This window comes from Aminobacter niigataensis (assembly GCF_946995915.1).
In the GTDB taxonomy this organism is placed as follows: domain Bacteria; phylum Pseudomonadota; class Alphaproteobacteria; order Rhizobiales; family Rhizobiaceae; genus Aminobacter; species Aminobacter niigataensis.
In genome coordinates this window covers 56,823-72,799 of sequence record NZ_OX341518.1, presented here as the reverse complement: position 1 = coordinate 72,799, position 15,977 = coordinate 56,823, and the positions used below count along the sequence as shown (strand labels likewise).

Genomic DNA, 15,977 nt, shown 5'->3' with positions numbered 1-15,977 from the left:
TTACCTCTGATGACGGCCGAGTAGTTGCTGTAACACCTACTCGGCCTGACCAAACCCAAGCTGGTTGGAGCTCGGATCATGGCTGATTCCGACAATACCACAGCTTTGCCTTTCGTCACCCCAGGGAGACGAGGGAAGAGCTGTGCCGTGGACGACAAGTCGAAAGCTGGCATCGAGACTATTGATGCCAGTCTCGAGAAGACAATCCCCGCCCGTTTGATTGCGCCCATCGACCCATGCGTTGTCCTCCTGCAGGACTGGGAGCAAGCCCACCACATGGCTGTGGTTCTGTGTCGACTGCAGCAGCGGCTTGAGACGCGGATCAGGAATACACTCAGGTTTCCTGGCGTCAGCGGCGAATCCGGTGGGGACACGGCGAAGGCGGCTGCGGAAGCCCAAGGGCAGGCAGCCGATAACCCAGCGCCGGGCAACGACTCAGTTTCCGGCAATATGTCCGCGATGTCCGCGACCCAGGCAGATCAGCAGAGGCGTTGGGACGCGCTTGATGTGGAAGTCGGGTATTCGCGAGTCCGTGCTGCCGAGATGCAGGCTGTTGAGGCTGAAGAAGAGATACTCGCCGCCGTTGCGGCCACGCCCGCACAGTCACTTGCCGGGGTGATCGCCAAACTCAAAATCATTGTCGGCGGCGGGGAGACTGCGGAGGAAACGTCGGCATTTCCCTGGCCCCAAATTCAGTCGGTATTGGCAGATCTCAAAGATCTTGGCGAAAGCGACGCGCATGTTCTGCCGCGCCCACAGGACGGCCGGCTTGGCGATAATCAATCCGGCGACAATCGCAGTATGGACGGTCAGACCGGCAGGCTTCGCGCCTTCTTGTCAGACGGCGATCCGGCTGTCGGACGCCACCCGCGGCAAAGCTGAACGCGGCGGGCTGCCGGATTGCGTGAAGCCAAGACTGCGCTGCGGCGGAGCATCAAAACAGCCGTGCCCTGCATCCGCAATTCGCACTGACACCTTTTACAAAAATGGGAGAACAGAATGAGCTTTAGAAGTCCAATGCGGTTTGCACTCATGTGGAGCGCACTTTGTGCGCTGGTGCTGCTCATGCTTGGTGGCAATGCCTGGGCCGAGACCACGAAAGAGCGCGTCCTGGGCGAGGGCAAGATCGTCATCGGCATTCACAACCGCTCTCCCTGGGGCTATCGCGATGACGCTACCGGAGAGGCAGCCGGATGGCACCCGGACCTGCTGAAGGCCGCGTTTTCAGAACTCGGCGTCAAGGAGATCGACATCCGGGTCACCGAGTTCGGTGCCTTGATCCCGGGCTTGCTGGCCGGACGATTTGACGCTGTTGCCTCCGGGCTGGCGATCACGCCGGAGCGCTGCCGGCAGGTTGCCTTCGGGTCTCCCGATCTGAAGGTGCCAGACGCAGCCATCGTGCTCACCGGCAATCCGAAGAAGGTCCATGGTTTTGAGGATATCGCCGGCAAAGAGATTGTGATGGGTGCAGGTCGCGGCAGTGTTTCGGTCAGAAACGCAACGGCAGCCGGCGTGCCGCAAAACCGCATGCTCCTGTTCCCGGACATTGAATCCAACGTCTCGGCCCTGCGTGCTGGGCGCATCGATGTTGCTGTGCTGTCGTCTCCCACGGTGATCGGGCTGCTGTCCGGCGGCAAGGCCAAGGGGCTCGAGCGGGCCTCGCCTTTCGTCACCACAGACGAACAGGCCAATTATGCTGCGGTTGCCTTCCGCACCGAAGACCAGGACTTGAGAGCGCTCTACGACGAACGGCTTGCCGCGCTGACGCTCGATGGCACGGTCGCCACCATCATGGCCAAATATGGCTTTGGCGAGCCTGAGGCGGTGCCGAATGCCGTCACCGTGGAGAAGCTCTGCGACAGTGGCACCGACGGTGCTGGCAAATGAGCATATTCGAGATCTGGCTCGGCATTCTTCAGGGGTTTCGCGTCACCGCCTTGGTAACCCTGTACGGTCTGGCCTTTGCCATACCGTTTGGCCTCGCCTTTGGCGTTGCCCAGTACCTGACGACGGGTCCGGCGCGGTTGGTGGTGACCTCGATCATCGAGTTCTGGCGCAGCTCTGCCGTCATCATCCTGCTCTTTGTGTTCTATTATGCCTTGCCTTTGGCCGGGCTGGCGCTGTCGGCCATGACCGTCAGCGCCATGGTGCTGGGGCTCAACATTGGCGGTTATGCTAGCCAGGCTGTCAGGGCCGGCCTGCAGGCCCTGGACCGTGGCCAGAAGGAAGCTGGCCACGCCCTTGGTCTGTCGCGTCCCACCATCCTCTTGCGCATTGAGCTACCCCAGGCCCTCGTCGCCATGAGCCCGACCTTCATCAACCAGCTGATCCAATTGGTGAAGGCGACATCTCTCGTCTCACTGGTGACGCTGACCGACATGACCTTCCGCGCCAAGGAGATCTCCCAGATCGAGTACGACCCCGTACCGATCTACACCTCACTGCTGCTTGCGTATTTTATCGTCTGTTATCCGATCGCGCTGCTCGGGCGTTGGGCGGAACGGCGCATCAGCCCAGCCAGGGAGGCGCGCTGTGGGGTTTGATATTGAGTTTGCGCTGTCGACGGTGCCCACCATCTTGAGTGCCATCGGCATGACGCTGTTGGTGGCCCTGGTCAGCTGCATCGGCGCCTCTGCTATTGGTTTCGGCTTCGAACTGATCCGGCGCTCGGGTGGCTTGGGTGGCCTGTTCGTTCGCTTTGTGATCGACTTCATCCGGGCGACACCCGTGCTGGTCTGGCTCTATTGCCTGTATTTTATCTTGCCTTTTTACGGCATTCGCCTCGGCGCCCTTGCCGTCGGTATGATCGGGCTCAGCCTCTATTACAGCGGCTATCTCGCGGAGGTGTTCAAGGCCGGCATCGATGCCATCCCCAACGGCCAGGCCGAAGCCGCAAGGGCGCTTGGGCTCGGCAGGATGGATGCGACCATCTTTGTCATCGCGCCGCAGATGCTGCGCAACATCGCAGCGCCAATGGGCAATTACTTCGTCTCGATCCTGAAAGCGACGCCCTATCTGGCGGTGCTGGCCGTGCCGGAGATGCTCGGCCGCGCCTTTGATATCGCATCGGAAACCTACCGCTACGCCGAGCCGCTGACGGTTGCTGGTCTCATCTTCCTTGGCCTCGCAATCGTCATTTCGCAAGCCATCAAACGGCTTGAGATCCGCCTGCTTGGGCCGACGACCAGGTAGCCGACCGACCGGTAGTCCAGTGGCCGGTGGCGTGTCTTAAGAACCTCGTCGTGCACGCATCGGCGAAGCCGTCCACCCAAATCAGCTCGCTCCGTTCGGATCGCAGCGAGCTCGCTCCATCAGCTGACCGTAGAGAGACACCATGACCCAGACAGACGACAAGCTCGCCGTCCAGATCGCCGCGCTCAACAAATGGTATGGCACCTTCCATGTGTTGAAGGAGGTCAACCTCACCATACAAAGTGGTTCCCGCGTCGTTATCTGCGGACCGTCAGGTTCGGGCAAATCCACCCTGATCCGCTGCCTCAATGGGCTTGAAGCTTATCAGCAGGGAACTGTGACGCTGGGGACGGTCCGGCTGGGTGCCAACGCCACCGAATCCGCGCTGGCGCGTCGACAGACCGGAATGGTGTTCCAGAACTTCAACCTGTTTCCGCATCTGACGGTGCTGTCGAACTGCACCCTGGCTCTTCGGCGGGTGCTTTGCATGCCGCGGGCCGAAGCCGAGAGCCTGGCGCACCATTTTCTCGAGAAGGTCCGCATTCCCGAACAGGCCAACAAGTACCCCGCGCAACTGTCAGGCGGACAGCAGCAACGAGTGGCGATCGCCCGTGCGCTCTGTCTCAACCCGCGCCTGATGTTGTTCGACGAACCAACGTCGGCACTCGATCCCGAGATGGTCAAGGAGGTGCTCGACGTCATGACCGGGCTGGCCCACGAGGGCATGACCATGATCTGCGTCACCCATGAGATGGGCTTTGCGCGCGAGGTTGCCGATGAGGTCGTGTTCATGGACCAGGGCAGCATTGTCGAACAGGCTTCGCCGGTGACGTTCTTTTCGACGCCCAATCATCCCCGCGCCCGCTCGTTCCTCAACACGCTGTTGCATTGACGAAGACGGAGGCATCAGTGGCAAACGATACCCGTATCTGGACGGACGTCGATTTCGACAGGGACGGCAAGCAGATCAGTTGTCTGCGACTGCCGTTTTCGAGCGATCGTTCCGCCTATGGCACCATTCCCATCCCAATCGTCTGCATCAGGAACGGCAAGGGGCCGACCGCTCTGCTTGTCGCCGGCAATCATGGCGATGAGTATGAAGGCCAGGTTGCGCTGGGCAAGCTCGCCCGGCAGCTTGATGCACGCGAGCTTTGCGGTCGCATCATCATCCTGCCGGCATTGAACTACCCCGCTGTCGACGCGGGCAGACGGCTGTCGCCGCTCGACCAGGGCAATCTCAACCGGATGTTTCCCGGCGACGCCAATGGCTCCTCGACCGAGATGATCGCCCACTATGTCTCAAAGGTGCTTCTGCCTCTTGCCGACATCGTCATTGATTTGCACTCCGGCGGCACTTCGCTGTTTTACCTTCCTTGCTGTCTGATCCGCACTGGCAAGACTGAAACTGAGACGGCACAGCTCATCGAACTCATGGCGGTCTTTGGCGCGCCCATCGGCTCGGTCAGCGATGGTTCGGGCGGCGGCGGTGCCACCACACTCTCGGCGACAGCGCAGGTGCTTGGCATTCCAGCCCTGACGACCGAACTCGGTGGTGGCGCGGCCATGTCCAGCAAGGGGGAAGCCCTTGCGCGAGACGGGGTGCTGCGCGTGCTGAAGCATATGGGCATCCTGCCCGACGCCATTGTTCGGCCGGCGGAGCCAACACGATCTATGCGGGTCGACGGCAGGCAAGCCTTCACCTATGCGCCGGTCAGGGGTGTCTTCGAGCCTGCGGTGGAGCTGGGAGATGAAGTCCACGCGGGAGATCTTGCCGGCATCATCCACCCGATTGCAGGGCCTTCGGAGCCCATCACAGCTATTCGTTTCGAACAGTCAGGCCTCGTCGCCTGCCAAAGAGCGCCCGCCCTTACCGAACCCGGAGATTGCTTGTTCAAGCTTGTGGTCGACATGCCATTGCCGCCAAGCCCCTCGCGTTAAATTCCGCCCATGCACAAGGCAAAGTGGTCTGCCTTGTGCCGTATTCCAACCAATGGCGCACTAAGCGAGGATGCTGGTAATTTTGCCCACCATGATCCTTTCGGGGCCGATGCGCCCCGAGAATGAAGCGCCAGTGAGACAAAAACCGCAGTTCTGGTAAAGTGCCGAGGCCGGCTCGTTCTCGGCATTCACCGATAACATCAGCTGCGAAATCGTCGGGCCGCCTCGCGACGGATTCGCATGGGTCAGAGCGCGGCGAATATCCGTCGGAGGTAAAGTCCCAAGGTCAGGGTCCTGGTAAGCATCAGCACGATCATCGCCAGCCACAAACCATGGTTACCCCAGAAGTGCTGGAGGGCGTAGGCCGCGGCCAGGAAGACCACCGTGGACACGAACATGCTGTTGCGCAGTTCGCGCGTCCGGATCGCGCCGATGAAGACGCCGTCGAGCATGTAGCTGCTCACCGAGATCAGCGGCAGGGCGATGACGTAGGGCAGGAACGTTTCGGCCGCCAAGCGGACATCCTGCTGGTTGGTCAGGAGCGAGACGATGGTTGGACCGCCCAGCCAGTAACAGACCGAAAACAGTGCTGCGACCAATCCTGACCAGATGAACGCTGCCTTGATGACACGGTAGAGCGCGTCCTTGCGGCGCGCCCCGATGACCGAGCCGACGAGCGTTTCGGTGGCATGGGCAAAACCGTCCAGTCCGTAGGACATGATGCCGTGCAGGTTGAGCAGGACGGCGTTGGCAGCGAGGATCGCGTCGCCCTCGACGGCACCGCTGCGGGCGAACCAGCCGAAGCAGACCAGCAGGAACAGGCTGCGCAGGAATATGTCGCGGTTGACCGCAAACAGCCGGCGCAGCGCTGCCCCGTCCAGAATGTCGCGCCAGGGCAGCGGGCCCACCGCGCTGAACGGCCGGACGATCATCAGGCCGGCGCCGAATGCAATCCATTCGGCGAGCGCCGTGCCGGCGCCGATGCCGGCAACGCCCCAGTCGAAGACGAAGACGAGCGTCAGCGTCGCGGCCAGGTTGATCACGTTGAGCGCGACTTGCAGCGCCAGCGACACCATTACCCGCTGGCGGCCGAGCAGGTAGCCAAGCAGGACGAAATTGCCCAATGCGGCCGGCGCCGACCAGATCCGTGCCGAGGAATAGGCGACAGCACTGTCGTAGACTGCTTCGCTGCCGCCAAGGAGGGCGAGGCCGATTTCGATGATCGGCTTTTGCAATATGACGATGATCATGCCGCCCGTGGCCGCAACCAGGAGTGCCCGAAGCAGGTGCTTGCGCATCAGGACGGCATCGTCGGCACCCCAGGCCTGGGCGACGAGACCGGTGGTGGCCATGCGCAGGAAGCTGAAACTCCAGAACAGGAAATTGAACAGCACGCCGCTGAGAGCGACGCCGCCAAGGTACCACGAGCCGGGCAGGTGTCCGGCGACCATGGTGTCGACCAGGGACAGTACCGGCTGGGCCAGGTTGGCCAGGATGATCGGGAACGCCAGCATGATCATCCGGCGGTTCCAGTTTTCCTGGAGTTCGAGAGGGGCGGAAATGTTCATTGTGTGCAAATGTCCGTGCAGGCCCGAAATCGAAGTGGGCAGCGAAGTTGAGTATTGATGTCCCGATAGCCTCAGGTCTCTGGCCCGTGGTTGTCGGTTGAATTGCCGGCACCTGTCCTAGTGCATTCTATCCTTGCTCATGCCCGACGCCGCGAGGTGAAATGACGGCGCCGCAGCGTCTCCCTGTGCGACAGAGAAGCGGTATCGCGGTAGTGGCTATTCGGACAAATCGAATGCCAGAAGGGCCGCTGATCCCAATGATCCCTGCGGATCAATTGTCATTTTTCCAAGAGGCAGCTTGACATTCGTCCGGTTTAGAGAAAAGTTCCAGTTTATTGGAAATTTATAGCGGCATACTGGATGATCGCAAGGCGGTTGTTCAACAAGCCTGCGGATTTCCAGGTGGGAGGCGCCACAATTTCTTCAGTTTTGAGCCGGCAAGCAGCAATGCCGCCGGATCGGGAAGTATTGTGCGCTGATTTGCTTGCTCGGTTAGTGGGTAATTACAAAGAAGGGGAATGACAGTGAGTAAAATTCTTATGACGAACCGGAGAAACGCGCTGAAGCTGCTGGGCGGTGGCGTGGGCGCGCTTGCCGTTCCGTACATCATCCGTCCGCGTCCGGCTGCCGCCGCAGGCGTGCTGAACATCACCACCTACGACAAGTTCCTGCCACAGGAATTCCTGGACAAGTTCCAGAAGGACACCGGCATTCAGGTCAACATCCGCCTGACCGACGACCAGGGCAAGCAGTACAACCTGCTCACCGCCGAAGGCGCCAATCCCTCGACCGACATCGTCACCGTTGCCGGCCACCGCTATTCGCAGTTCATCAGCTCGAAGCTGCTTCAGCCGCTCGACACCGGCAAGATCGCAAACTGGAAGAACCTCAACACCGCTTACCAGGATGCTCCCTGGGCGCGTGTCGACAACAACCTCTGGGGCCTGCCGATCCTCGCCGGCTACGAGGGCCTCGCCCGCAACGTCGACTACGTGAAGGACGCGCCCAGCTGGGAGATCATGTTCGACCCACAGTACAAGGGTCAGACCTCCTATATCGTCAGCGATTTCATGACCATCGTCATGCAGTATCTCGGCCATGACGGCGACTTCGTCAGCTATGTCGATAAGGCCGACGTGGCGCAGAAGGCGACCAACGAAGCGCGCGACTTCCTGATCAAGAACAAGGACATGGTGCGCAAGTACTATGACGCGGGCTCGGAAGTGCAGCAGATGTTCATCAACGAGGACATCTACCTCGCCCATTCGTGGTCTGGCCCTGCCGCCAAGCTGATCATGGATGGTCATCCGATCCAGCTGTCGGTGCCGAAGGAAGGCACGTTCGGCTTCTGCTACACGCTCAACGTCGTCAACAATGCGCCGAACGCTGAGAACGCCTACAAGCTGCTCGACGCTGTGCTGGCAAGCCCGGAAGTGGGCGCTGCGATGACCCGCCAGTCGGGCTACAGCTCGACCATCAACGGCGTCGGGGACCTGCTCAACGATCGCGAAAAGCTCGCCGCGACGCTGCCGCAGGAAGAGTTGGAGCGCGTCGTCTTCTTCTCGTCGGTCAACCGCGACATGAAGAACGAGATGATCGACCGCGCCACCGCAGAGGTCAAAGCGGCCTGACGAGGCAACGAAGCCTCTCGACCTGTCCCGGAGCGCTGCGACGATCTCCGGGGCAGGCAGCCCGCTTTCGCAGGCCTGCTCAGTGCATGACCCGAGCTACCAAAGGGCATGCACCGTTCACAGTTTTACTGCGTCCCATTGCGCATCCGGGGGCGGATGCGGCGCTGTAATCCAACAACGCGCAATGACCGACGGCCAATCATGTCATGCGGCACCGGTCGGGTTGCGCCAACCGAGATTGTTTGATGGTGAGTAGCAACACGACAGCCGGCTATGCGGGAGGGCGCGACGCGTCCGTGCCCAAATATTCGACCGGCATTGCCAAGGTGGTAAACTCCGCGCTCTACCGGCATACGCTGGGGGCTGCGGTGGAGTCGCGCATCGGCCGGGTCATACTTCTGACTGGTGTGCCGCTGATCTGGCTGGTCATGATGCATGTCGGGCCGATCTATCAGATGCTGAAGATCAGCCTGTTGTCCCACTACCCGGTCCAGCCGGGCGTGGAGTCGCGTTTCACCCTCGATAACTACGCGATCTTCTTCAAAGAATCGCTCTATTTCACGCCGCTGATCAAGAGCTTCATCTTCGCCACGACAGCGACCGCGGTCACCCTGGTGGTCGTCTATCCGGTCGCCTACTACGTCGCCAAGATCGTCAAGCCGGAGGGGCGTTCCAAGGCGCTGCTGCTGCTGCTGGTGCCGTTCTGGGCCGGCGAACTGATCCGCACCTTCTCGGTCATCATGCTGCTGGCCAACCGCGGCGCGGTCAACGTGCTGCTGCGCGAGATCGGGCTGATCGACCGGCCGATCCCGATGCTCTACACCTCGTTCTCACTCGGCTTCGGCCTTGTCTATCTCATCTGCCTCTACATGCTCCTGCCGCTCTATTCGGCGATCGAGAAGATCCCTTCCCAGTATCTCGACGCGGCGGCCGATCTCGGCGCCGGCCCGTTCACGCGCTTCCGCAGGATCATCCTGCCGCTGTCGAAGGACGGCATCGTGTCGGGGTGCTCGCTGGTGTTCCTGACCTGCATCGGCGTCTTCGCTACGCCCATGCTGCTCGGCGGCCCGACCACCGTGCTGTTCCCCGAGACGATCAGCGGCTTCTTCCACGGCGCCAGCGACAAGTGGCCTGTCGGCGCCGCCTTCGCACTGATCATGCTGGTCACGGCCCTGATCACGGCCGGCATCTTCATGCGCCTCGTCGGCGGCAAAAAAAGGAGTGCATTCTGATGCGCAACATGTTTGCAGACGCTCCGCGCACGACGCTGACCGCGTTCTACTGGGCCTTCCTGCTCTATCTGCTCCTGCCGCTGACGCTAATGATGGCGATGAGCTTCAAGGACGCCAACTTCGTCGCCTTCCCGATCGGCGACTGGACGCTCGACTGGTACGCCAAGGTGATGCAGGACAAGCAGTTCTTGGAGGCCTGCCTGTATTCGGTGATGATCGCCGCCGCTTCGACGTTGGCCGCGACGACGCTCGGCACCTGGATCGCCATGCTGATTGTTGCCGAAGGCATCAAGGGCCAGGTTATCATTTTCGCGCTCGCCTGCCTGCCGGCCGTCGTGCCCGGCATGATCTCGGCGATCTCGCTGCGCATCTTCATCTCGACCATCGACATGCCGACGGGAACGGCCGCCATCATCCTTGGCCACACGGTGCACGCCGTGCCCTTCGTGGTGGTGATGGCGCTGACGCGGCTGCGCTCGATGCCGGGCAATCTGGTCGACGCGGCGCGTGACCTCGGCGCCGACAGCGTCGTTGCCTTCTTCCGCGTGACGCTGCCCTACCTGAAGCCGGCGCTGGTCGGCGGCATGATCTTCTGCGTGCTTTTGTCGATCGACGACTTTGTCCGCACTTTCTTCCTGGGCGGCTATCGTCCGACCCTTCCCATGCTGATCTTCGCCAAAGTGCAGGGCGGCATGTCTCCCGAAATCAACGCAATGGCGACACTCGTCCTGGTGGTTACCGCCGCCGTCGGACTTTACGCCGAATACCTGACCCGCCGCGCGAGGACCCGCTGATGCAACCCGTCGTCCAGTTCGACAACGTCACCAAGAGCTACGGCAAGCACGTTGCCGTCGAAAACCTGAACCTCAGCATCGAGGCGGGCAAGTTCGTCACCCTGCTCGGCCCCTCCGGCTGCGGGAAGTCGACCTCGCTGCGCATGCTCGGTGGTTTCGAAATGCCGAATTCCGGGCGCATCCTGCTCGGCGGCAAGGACGTGACGCGCGTTCCGCCCAACAAGCGTAACGTGAACATCGTGTTCCAGGACTATGCGCTATTCCCGCATATGAGCGTCGCCAAGAACATCGCCTTCGGCCTTGAGCTCAAGGGGCTCGACAACCAGCAGATCCACCGCCGGGTATCGGAACTGCTCGAACTCGTCCAGTTGCAGGACTACGCCAAGCGTCTCCCGTCGGAACTGTCCGGCGGCCAGCGCCAGCGCGTGGCACTGATGCGTGCGCTTGCGCCCGATCCGGACGTGCTGCTGCTCGACGAGCCGCTATCGGCGCTCGATGCCAAGCTGCGCCAGCAGATGCAGATCGAGCTCAAGTCGATCCAGGAAAAGACCGGCAAGACCTTCATGTTCGTGACACACGACCAGGAAGAGGCGCTGACCATGTCGGACACGATCGTGGTCATGAACAAGGGCAAGATCGAGCAGATGGGCGATCCGAACACGCTCTATGGCCGTCCGGGCAGCGTCTTCGTCGCCAACTTCATCGGCGAGACCAACCTCCTGCGCAGCACAGTTGTCGGCACCGAGGGCGACACGACTGCGCTGAACTGGAACGGCGTCACCATCAAGGCGGCACAGGGCGGGCTGGCCCCCAAGGCCGGAGATCACCTCTATGTAGTGCTGCGCCCCGAGGCGATCCACTGCTCGGCCGACGAACCGACAAGCGGCAACCGCATCAAGGGCAAGGTCCGCCAACGCGTGTTCAAGGGCAATCACACTTCGCTTTCGGTCGAGGTTGCCGACGGGGCGGTTCTCAATGCGCTGGTCCACCCTTCCGACGTTGCCCAGCTCAATGGCGAGGACATCTGGGTCGGCTGGAAGCCCGAGACCACGACGGTCATCCCCGACCGCCACGCACACAACTGAGACGACAACGGCCCGCGCCGGTGACGGATGCGGGCCGACAGCAGGCAGGGCAGGACATGCGAAATGACGATTTCGAGCGGACAGCGGGGGCGACCCATGGCGTATGACGTACAGGCGCCGCTTCAATCGGCCGCCGGCGGCTTGGCCGAACTCGAGCAGCGTGTTCACGACGATCTCGCATGCCTGTGCTACCCGCCGTCAAACTGGGTGGTGCCGACCGCAGTCGAGGGGGAGGAACAGGTCCACGACGTCGTCGTCATCGGCGGCGGCATGTGCGGCCTGGTTGCCAGCTTTGCGCTGATCGGTGCCGGCATCCAGAACATCCGCATCTTCGACCGCAGCCCGGTGGGCTTTGAAGGCCCATGGCTGACCTATGCGCGCATGGAAACGCTGCGCTCGCCCAAGCAACTGACCGGCCCGGCCTATGGCATGGCGTTGCTGACGTTCCGTGCCTGGTATGTCGCGCAATTCGGTAACGAGACCTGGGCTGAACTCGACAAGATCCCGCGTCCGATGTGGATGGAATATCTGCGCTGGTACCGCAAGGTGCTCGACCTGCCGGTCGAGAATGGCGTCGAGGTCAAGACTATCTTGCCGGAAGGCGAGCTGATGCGGCTGACGCTTTCGGGCGAAGGCGCGCGCGAAAAATCGGTGCTGGCCCGCAAGGTGGTGATGGCGACGGGCCGCGACGGAATGGGTCATCCCAGCATTCCCGGCTTCGTCGACAACCTGCCCGCGAAATACTGGGCGCATTCGTCCCATGACATCGACTTCGCTGCCCTGCGCGGCAAGCGTGTCGTAGTGGTAGGGGTCGGCGCATCTGCCGTCGACAATGCGGCCGAGGCGCTGGAGGCAGGTGCCGCGGAAGTCCGCCACCTCATCCGACGCAAGGAGATGCCCTGCATCAACAAGCTGATGGGCATCGGCTCGTTCGGCTTCACCGCTGCCTTCCCGCAACTGGGCGATGCCAGGCGCTGGCAGATCATGAACTACTCGCTGCGCACCCAGACCCCGGCACCGCGTGGCTCGACGATGCGCGTCAGCCGGCATCCGAATGCCTGGTTCCATTTCGATGCAGCCGTCGAAAAGACCGAGCTCGATGGCGACGAGATCGTCATTTCGACATCGCAGGGCAAGACGGTGCGCGCCGACTTCCTGATCCTCGGCACCGGCTTCGGCGTCGATCCGCTGGCGCGAAAGGAACTCGACGGCTACGCCGACAAGATCCTTCTGTGGCAGGACCGTTTCACGCCGCCCGAAGGCCAGGAAAACACCGAACTCGGCAATTACCCTTACCTCGCCAACGACTTCACCTTCCTGGAGCGCGAGCCGGGGCAGGCGCCGTGGCTTGCCAACATCCACAGCTTCAATTCCGGTGCTGCCGCCAGTCTCGGCAAGATGAGCGGCGACATACCGGGCATCAGCGAAGGTGCGGCATGGCTAGCGCGCGAGATCGCCGCCAAGCTCTACACCGAGAATTTCGGCCAGTACTGGCAGCGCCTGCTCGACTACGACACGCCCGAACTGCGTGGCGACGAGTGGACGGCATCGCCCTTGCCGGACGAGGCGCGGACGGCCGTCCGCCAGCAGGCATAGGAGGACGGCATGGCCGACAACAAGGACGTGATCGCCGCAATCGTCGGCATCGAACCCGGCAGCGTGCTGGCCGAAGTCGTGGCGGGACGTGCCGACATCATGGCACTGACCCAGCAGACCCATGACGGGGCGTTGACGCCGGTCGAACCAGGCGGGCTGTCGCATGCCGAGCGTGCAGCACTTGCCTGCCGAATCGCCAAGATCAACGACGACAAGGATTTCGAGGAGCACTTCGAGGCGCTGCTCGACAAGGCTGGCGCTTCCGGCGCCACCGCACGCATTGCCGACATCTGGTTCGACGGTGGCAGCGACATCCGCATCAAGGCACTGATCCGGCATGTCGACCTCGTGGCGCATGCCCCGAAGGATGCGACGCGGCGTGATATCGAGCTGCTGCAGGAAGCCGGGCTCACCGATGCCGACATCGTGCGACTGTCGGAACTCGTTGCCTTCGTCAGCTATCAGATCAGGGTTGCCGCCGGGCTGCGGCTGATGCGGGGGCTGGCATGAGCAAGGTCGTTCACGAATTCACCACCACCATTCCCGAGTGGAAGCCCTATGTGAAGCCGCTCGATCTGGCGGAGGCCAGCGCCGAGCAACTCGAAGCGCTCAAGGTCACGCCTTCCAACACCAAGGTGTCGGACTACGTGCTGGTGCTGGCGCATGACGTCGAGACGCTGACGCACCGCTCGCCGCTGTTCAACGGCGTGATGTACAACCGTGGCGGCCTTTCGCGCGCCGAGCGTGAGATTGGTGCTGTCGGCGCCTCGATCGTCAATCGCTGCATTTACTGCGCTGCGGTGCACGCCGGGCGCTACAACCAGATCACCAAGGACGAAACCGTCATTGCGGCGATCTTCGCCGATGGCGTCGATGCCGAGATGGAGCCCCGTCTCAAGGCGATCTTCGATTTCGCGGTCAAGCTGTCGAAATGTCCCTCCGATGCGGATGCTTCGGACATGCAGTCGCTTGTCGATGCCGGCTTGGGCAAAGACGAGATTCTCGACCTGATCCTGTCCTCGTCGCTGTTCGGCTGGGCCAACCGGCTCATGCACACGCTCGGCGAGCCGGTCGGAGAATGACCGGCCGGCACGCAAAGTAGATCGGTCGAGCGGGAGGAGAAGCATGAATTCGATCAATCCGCCCGAAATTGGGCCGCGCCTGCAGGCACACCGCAAGGAGCTGAAGCTCACGCTCAACGATCTGGCGACAATGTCGGGCGTGTCGCGCTCCATGTTGTCGGAGATCGAACGTGGCAACGCAAACCCGACCTACGGCACTCTCTGGCATCTGACGCGCGCGCTCAACATCGACCTCAACAGCCTAGTCAGCGGCGCCAGCGAAGAGCGCAGCGACCGTATCGACCTGCAGCCCGGCAACATGACGCCCACCATCCGAAGTGCGGATGGCAGCTGCACGATGCAGATATTGTCGCCCGCCGGCATGGTGTCGATGATCGAATGGTATCTCCTGAGCTTCGAGCGCGAGGGCAAGCTGGTCAGCGATCCGCATGGCGCCGGGACCATCGAGCACCTGCATTGCACGCAAGGCGAGATTGTTGTGCGCAGTGCCGGCAATGAAATGATCGTGCGGGCGGGAGAGACGGCGCGCTACGCAGCCGATGTGCCGCACTCCCTGACCAGCGTGGGCGCCGGCTCGGTCGGGGCGAGGGCGTTCCTGGTCGTGGCTTCGGCCGAAGTGGGAACCAACACACTCAGGGCGTCGATACGCCCGAAATGACGACCGGCCTCTCGGGGCCGGGATGATGATTTACCAGAAAGGAATTAGTGAAATGCAGGTAGGTATTGTCGGCGCGGGTTCGATCGCCTTTGGAACGGCGGCGTTTCTCGAACAGCAGGGCCACCACGCGACGCTGTGGTCGCCGTCGGGCGAGCGCACCAAGGCGCTGGCCAAGGGTGAGGCACTGGTCGCCCAGGGCGCGGTCGAAGGCACTTTCCATCCATCGGCTGCGGCCAGCGCCGAAGCGCTTGTCGCCGGTTCGGAGGCGATCGTGATCGCGTTGCCGGCCTATGGCCACAAGACCGTGCTCGACGCCATCGCACCCTACATCACGCCGGCCCAGACGATCATCATCAGCTCGCACGCGTCCTTCGGCGCGCTCTACCTGTCGCGCCTGCTCGCGGCTCGCGGCGTCGTTGCGCCTATCGTCGGCTGGGGCACCACCGTGGTGTCGGGACGACAGCTCAGCCCGACGCTGGTCAACGTCAACACCGTGCGCAAGAAGGTCGACCTCGCCACGGTGCCGGCTTCGCGCAGCGCCGACGGCTTCGCCGTCTGCCAGACGCTGTTCGGCGACCGCTTCGTCGACCGCGGCAGCCTGATGGCGATCGCGCTTTCCAACCTCAACCCGCAGAACCACATGGGCATCGCGCTCGGCAACATGACGCGCATGGAGCGCGGCGAGAACTGGAGCCAGGGCCAGAACGTGACGCCGAATGTCGGGCGGCTGCTCGAGCGGCTCGACGAGGAGCGTATCGCCATCGCCACCAAGCTCGGCCTCGAAGTGCGCAATATCTTCCAGCACTTCCATCTGTCGTTCCACGTGCCGATGAACTCGATCTCGCAGATGAACCAGGAAATGCACGAAGCCGGTAACGGCGGCACGGGCCCGACCACCGCCGACAGCCGCTATGTCACCGAGGACGTGCCGTTCGGCCTGGTCATGACCGCCAAGATCGGCCAGCTTGCCGGCCAGCCCGCCGAGTTGCACGAAGCCGGCGTGCGTATCTTCTCGGCCATGTATGGCCGAGACTTCAACGCCGAGAACGACCTTCTCACCGCGCTCGATCTCGACACGATGTCGCTCGATCAGCTCAACGGGCTGTGCCGCGACGGGTTTGCAACCGCCGCCTGACTGCCATCGCGGTGGGCCGTGACTCGGATCTGAGCACGCACGCGCCGGCCGTATGACAAAGAGCCA

The 15,977-nt window shown here is 62.3% G+C and carries 16 protein-coding genes; 15 read left to right on the top strand and 1 reads right to left on the bottom strand.

Annotated features, from left to right (window positions below; genetic code table 11):
• The first annotated feature begins 78 nt into the window (after positions 1 to 78).
• The 6 genes from O1Y97_RS24665 to O1Y97_RS24640 all read left to right on the top strand — a co-directional run bounded on the left by O1Y97_RS24665 (position 79) and on the right by O1Y97_RS24640 (position 5,130).
• Positions 79 to 882, top strand: coding sequence for a hypothetical protein (locus tag O1Y97_RS24665; RefSeq protein ID WP_268738206.1), 804 nt, complete (start codon positions 79 to 81; stop codon positions 880 to 882).
• 135 nt (positions 883 to 1,017) lie between these two features.
• Positions 1,018 to 1,887, top strand: a complete 870-nt coding sequence (gene ehuB, locus O1Y97_RS24660) for an ectoine/hydroxyectoine ABC transporter substrate-binding protein EhuB (protein ID WP_268738205.1) — start codon at positions 1,018 to 1,020, stop codon at positions 1,885 to 1,887.
• Positions 1,884 to 2,543, top strand: coding sequence for an amino acid ABC transporter permease (locus O1Y97_RS24655; RefSeq protein WP_268738204.1), 660 nt, complete (start codon positions 1,884 to 1,886; stop codon positions 2,541 to 2,543). The genes ehuB and O1Y97_RS24655 overlap by 4 nt, the downstream gene beginning before the upstream one ends.
• Entirely contained in the window at positions 2,533 to 3,192 is a 660-nt protein-coding gene (locus tag O1Y97_RS24650; protein ID WP_268738203.1) for an amino acid ABC transporter permease, read from the top strand. Before O1Y97_RS24655 ends, O1Y97_RS24650 begins: the two co-directional genes overlap by 11 nt.
• Before the next feature lie 142 nt (positions 3,193 to 3,334).
• Entirely contained in the window at positions 3,335 to 4,084 is a 750-nt protein-coding gene (locus O1Y97_RS24645) for an amino acid ABC transporter ATP-binding protein (protein WP_268738202.1), read from the top strand.
• Positions 4,085 to 4,101: 17 nt separating this feature from the next.
• Positions 4,102 to 5,130 (top strand): succinylglutamate desuccinylase/aspartoacylase family protein, encoded by a 1,029-nt coding sequence (locus O1Y97_RS24640; protein WP_268738201.1) that lies wholly within the window; start codon positions 4,102 to 4,104, stop codon positions 5,128 to 5,130.
• 245 nt (positions 5,131 to 5,375) lie between these two features.
• Here the strand turns inward: O1Y97_RS24640 and O1Y97_RS24635 are convergent, their stop codons facing one another.
• A complete protein-coding gene (locus tag O1Y97_RS24635) occupies positions 5,376 to 6,698 on the bottom strand; it encodes an MATE family efflux transporter (RefSeq protein WP_268738199.1) in 1,323 nt (440 codons plus the stop codon).
• 539 nt (positions 6,699 to 7,237) lie between these two features.
• On the opposite strand from O1Y97_RS24635, the gene O1Y97_RS24630 reads away from it, so the two are divergent.
• The 9 genes from O1Y97_RS24630 to O1Y97_RS24590 all read left to right on the top strand — a co-directional run bounded on the left by O1Y97_RS24630 (position 7,238) and on the right by O1Y97_RS24590 (position 15,911).
• On the top strand, positions 7,238 to 8,329 hold the full coding sequence (locus O1Y97_RS24630) for an extracellular solute-binding protein (protein WP_318764297.1): 1,092 nt from the start codon (positions 7,238 to 7,240) through the stop codon (positions 8,327 to 8,329).
• A gap of 245 nt (positions 8,330 to 8,574) precedes the next feature.
• Positions 8,575 to 9,561 carry an ABC transporter permease gene (locus tag O1Y97_RS24625; RefSeq protein ID WP_268738197.1) on the top strand — a complete coding sequence of 329 codons (987 nt, stop codon included), beginning with the start codon at positions 8,575 to 8,577 and terminating at the stop codon, positions 9,559 to 9,561.
• The gene (locus tag O1Y97_RS24620; RefSeq protein ID WP_108610146.1) at positions 9,561 to 10,355 is read left to right on the top strand and encodes an ABC transporter permease; all 795 of its coding nucleotides are present in this window, start codon (positions 9,561 to 9,563) and stop codon (positions 10,353 to 10,355) included. Before O1Y97_RS24625 ends, O1Y97_RS24620 begins: the two co-directional genes overlap by 1 nt.
• A complete protein-coding gene (locus O1Y97_RS24615) occupies positions 10,355 to 11,440 on the top strand; it encodes an ABC transporter ATP-binding protein (protein ID WP_108610147.1) in 1,086 nt (361 codons plus the stop codon). Before O1Y97_RS24620 ends, O1Y97_RS24615 begins: the two co-directional genes overlap by 1 nt.
• A 96-nt stretch (positions 11,441 to 11,536) precedes the next feature.
• On the top strand, positions 11,537 to 13,036 hold the full coding sequence (locus O1Y97_RS24610) for an NAD(P)-binding domain-containing protein (RefSeq protein WP_268738196.1): 1,500 nt from the start codon (positions 11,537 to 11,539) through the stop codon (positions 13,034 to 13,036).
• Between the two features lie 9 nt (positions 13,037 to 13,045).
• Positions 13,046 to 13,546: a CMD domain-containing protein gene (locus tag O1Y97_RS24605; RefSeq protein ID WP_268738195.1), complete on the top strand. Its 501-nt coding sequence runs from the start codon at positions 13,046 to 13,048 to the stop codon at positions 13,544 to 13,546.
• Positions 13,543 to 14,118 (top strand): peroxidase-related enzyme, encoded by a 576-nt coding sequence (locus O1Y97_RS24600; protein WP_183263811.1) that lies wholly within the window; start codon positions 13,543 to 13,545, stop codon positions 14,116 to 14,118. Before O1Y97_RS24605 ends, O1Y97_RS24600 begins: the two co-directional genes overlap by 4 nt.
• Positions 14,119 to 14,161: 43 nt before the next feature.
• A complete protein-coding gene (locus O1Y97_RS24595; protein WP_268738194.1) occupies positions 14,162 to 14,776 on the top strand; it encodes a helix-turn-helix domain-containing protein in 615 nt (204 codons plus the stop codon).
• Between the two features lie 52 nt (positions 14,777 to 14,828).
• Positions 14,829 to 15,911, top strand: a complete 1,083-nt coding sequence (locus O1Y97_RS24590; RefSeq protein ID WP_268738193.1) for an NAD/NADP octopine/nopaline dehydrogenase family protein — start codon at positions 14,829 to 14,831, stop codon at positions 15,909 to 15,911.
• Positions 15,912 to 15,977: the final 66 nt, after the last annotated feature.

Bases quoted from the DNA above. Each gene is read 5' to 3' on its own strand.
- O1Y97_RS24630 (WP_318764297.1), top strand. From the start codon at position 7,238: ATGACGAACCGGAGAAACGCGCTGAAGCTGCTGGGCGGTGGCGTGGGC.
- O1Y97_RS24665 (WP_268738206.1), top strand. From the start codon at position 79: ATGGCTGATTCCGACAATACCACAGCTTTGCCTTTCGTCACCCCAGGG.
- O1Y97_RS24615 (WP_108610147.1), top strand. From the start codon at position 10,355: ATGCAACCCGTCGTCCAGTTCGACAACGTCACCAAGAGCTACGGCAAG.
- O1Y97_RS24655 (WP_268738204.1), top strand. From the start codon at position 1,884: ATGAGCATATTCGAGATCTGGCTCGGCATTCTTCAGGGGTTTCGCGTC.
- O1Y97_RS24600 (WP_183263811.1), top strand. From the start codon at position 13,543: ATGAGCAAGGTCGTTCACGAATTCACCACCACCATTCCCGAGTGGAAG.
- O1Y97_RS24595 (WP_268738194.1), top strand. From the start codon at position 14,162: ATGAATTCGATCAATCCGCCCGAAATTGGGCCGCGCCTGCAGGCACAC.
- O1Y97_RS24590 (WP_268738193.1), top strand. From the start codon at position 14,829: ATGCAGGTAGGTATTGTCGGCGCGGGTTCGATCGCCTTTGGAACGGCG.
- ehuB (WP_268738205.1), top strand. From the start codon at position 1,018: ATGCGGTTTGCACTCATGTGGAGCGCACTTTGTGCGCTGGTGCTGCTC.
- O1Y97_RS24605 (WP_268738195.1), top strand. From the start codon at position 13,046: ATGGCCGACAACAAGGACGTGATCGCCGCAATCGTCGGCATCGAACCC.
- O1Y97_RS24645 (WP_268738202.1), top strand. From the start codon at position 3,335: ATGACCCAGACAGACGACAAGCTCGCCGTCCAGATCGCCGCGCTCAAC.
- O1Y97_RS24625 (WP_268738197.1), top strand. From the start codon at position 8,575: ATGGTGAGTAGCAACACGACAGCCGGCTATGCGGGAGGGCGCGACGCG.
- O1Y97_RS24610 (WP_268738196.1), top strand. From the start codon at position 11,537: ATGGCGTATGACGTACAGGCGCCGCTTCAATCGGCCGCCGGCGGCTTG.
- O1Y97_RS24635 (WP_268738199.1), bottom strand. From the start codon at position 6,698: ATGAACATTTCCGCCCCTCTCGAACTCCAGGAAAACTGGAACCGCCGG.
- O1Y97_RS24620 (WP_108610146.1), top strand. From the start codon at position 9,561: ATGCGCAACATGTTTGCAGACGCTCCGCGCACGACGCTGACCGCGTTC.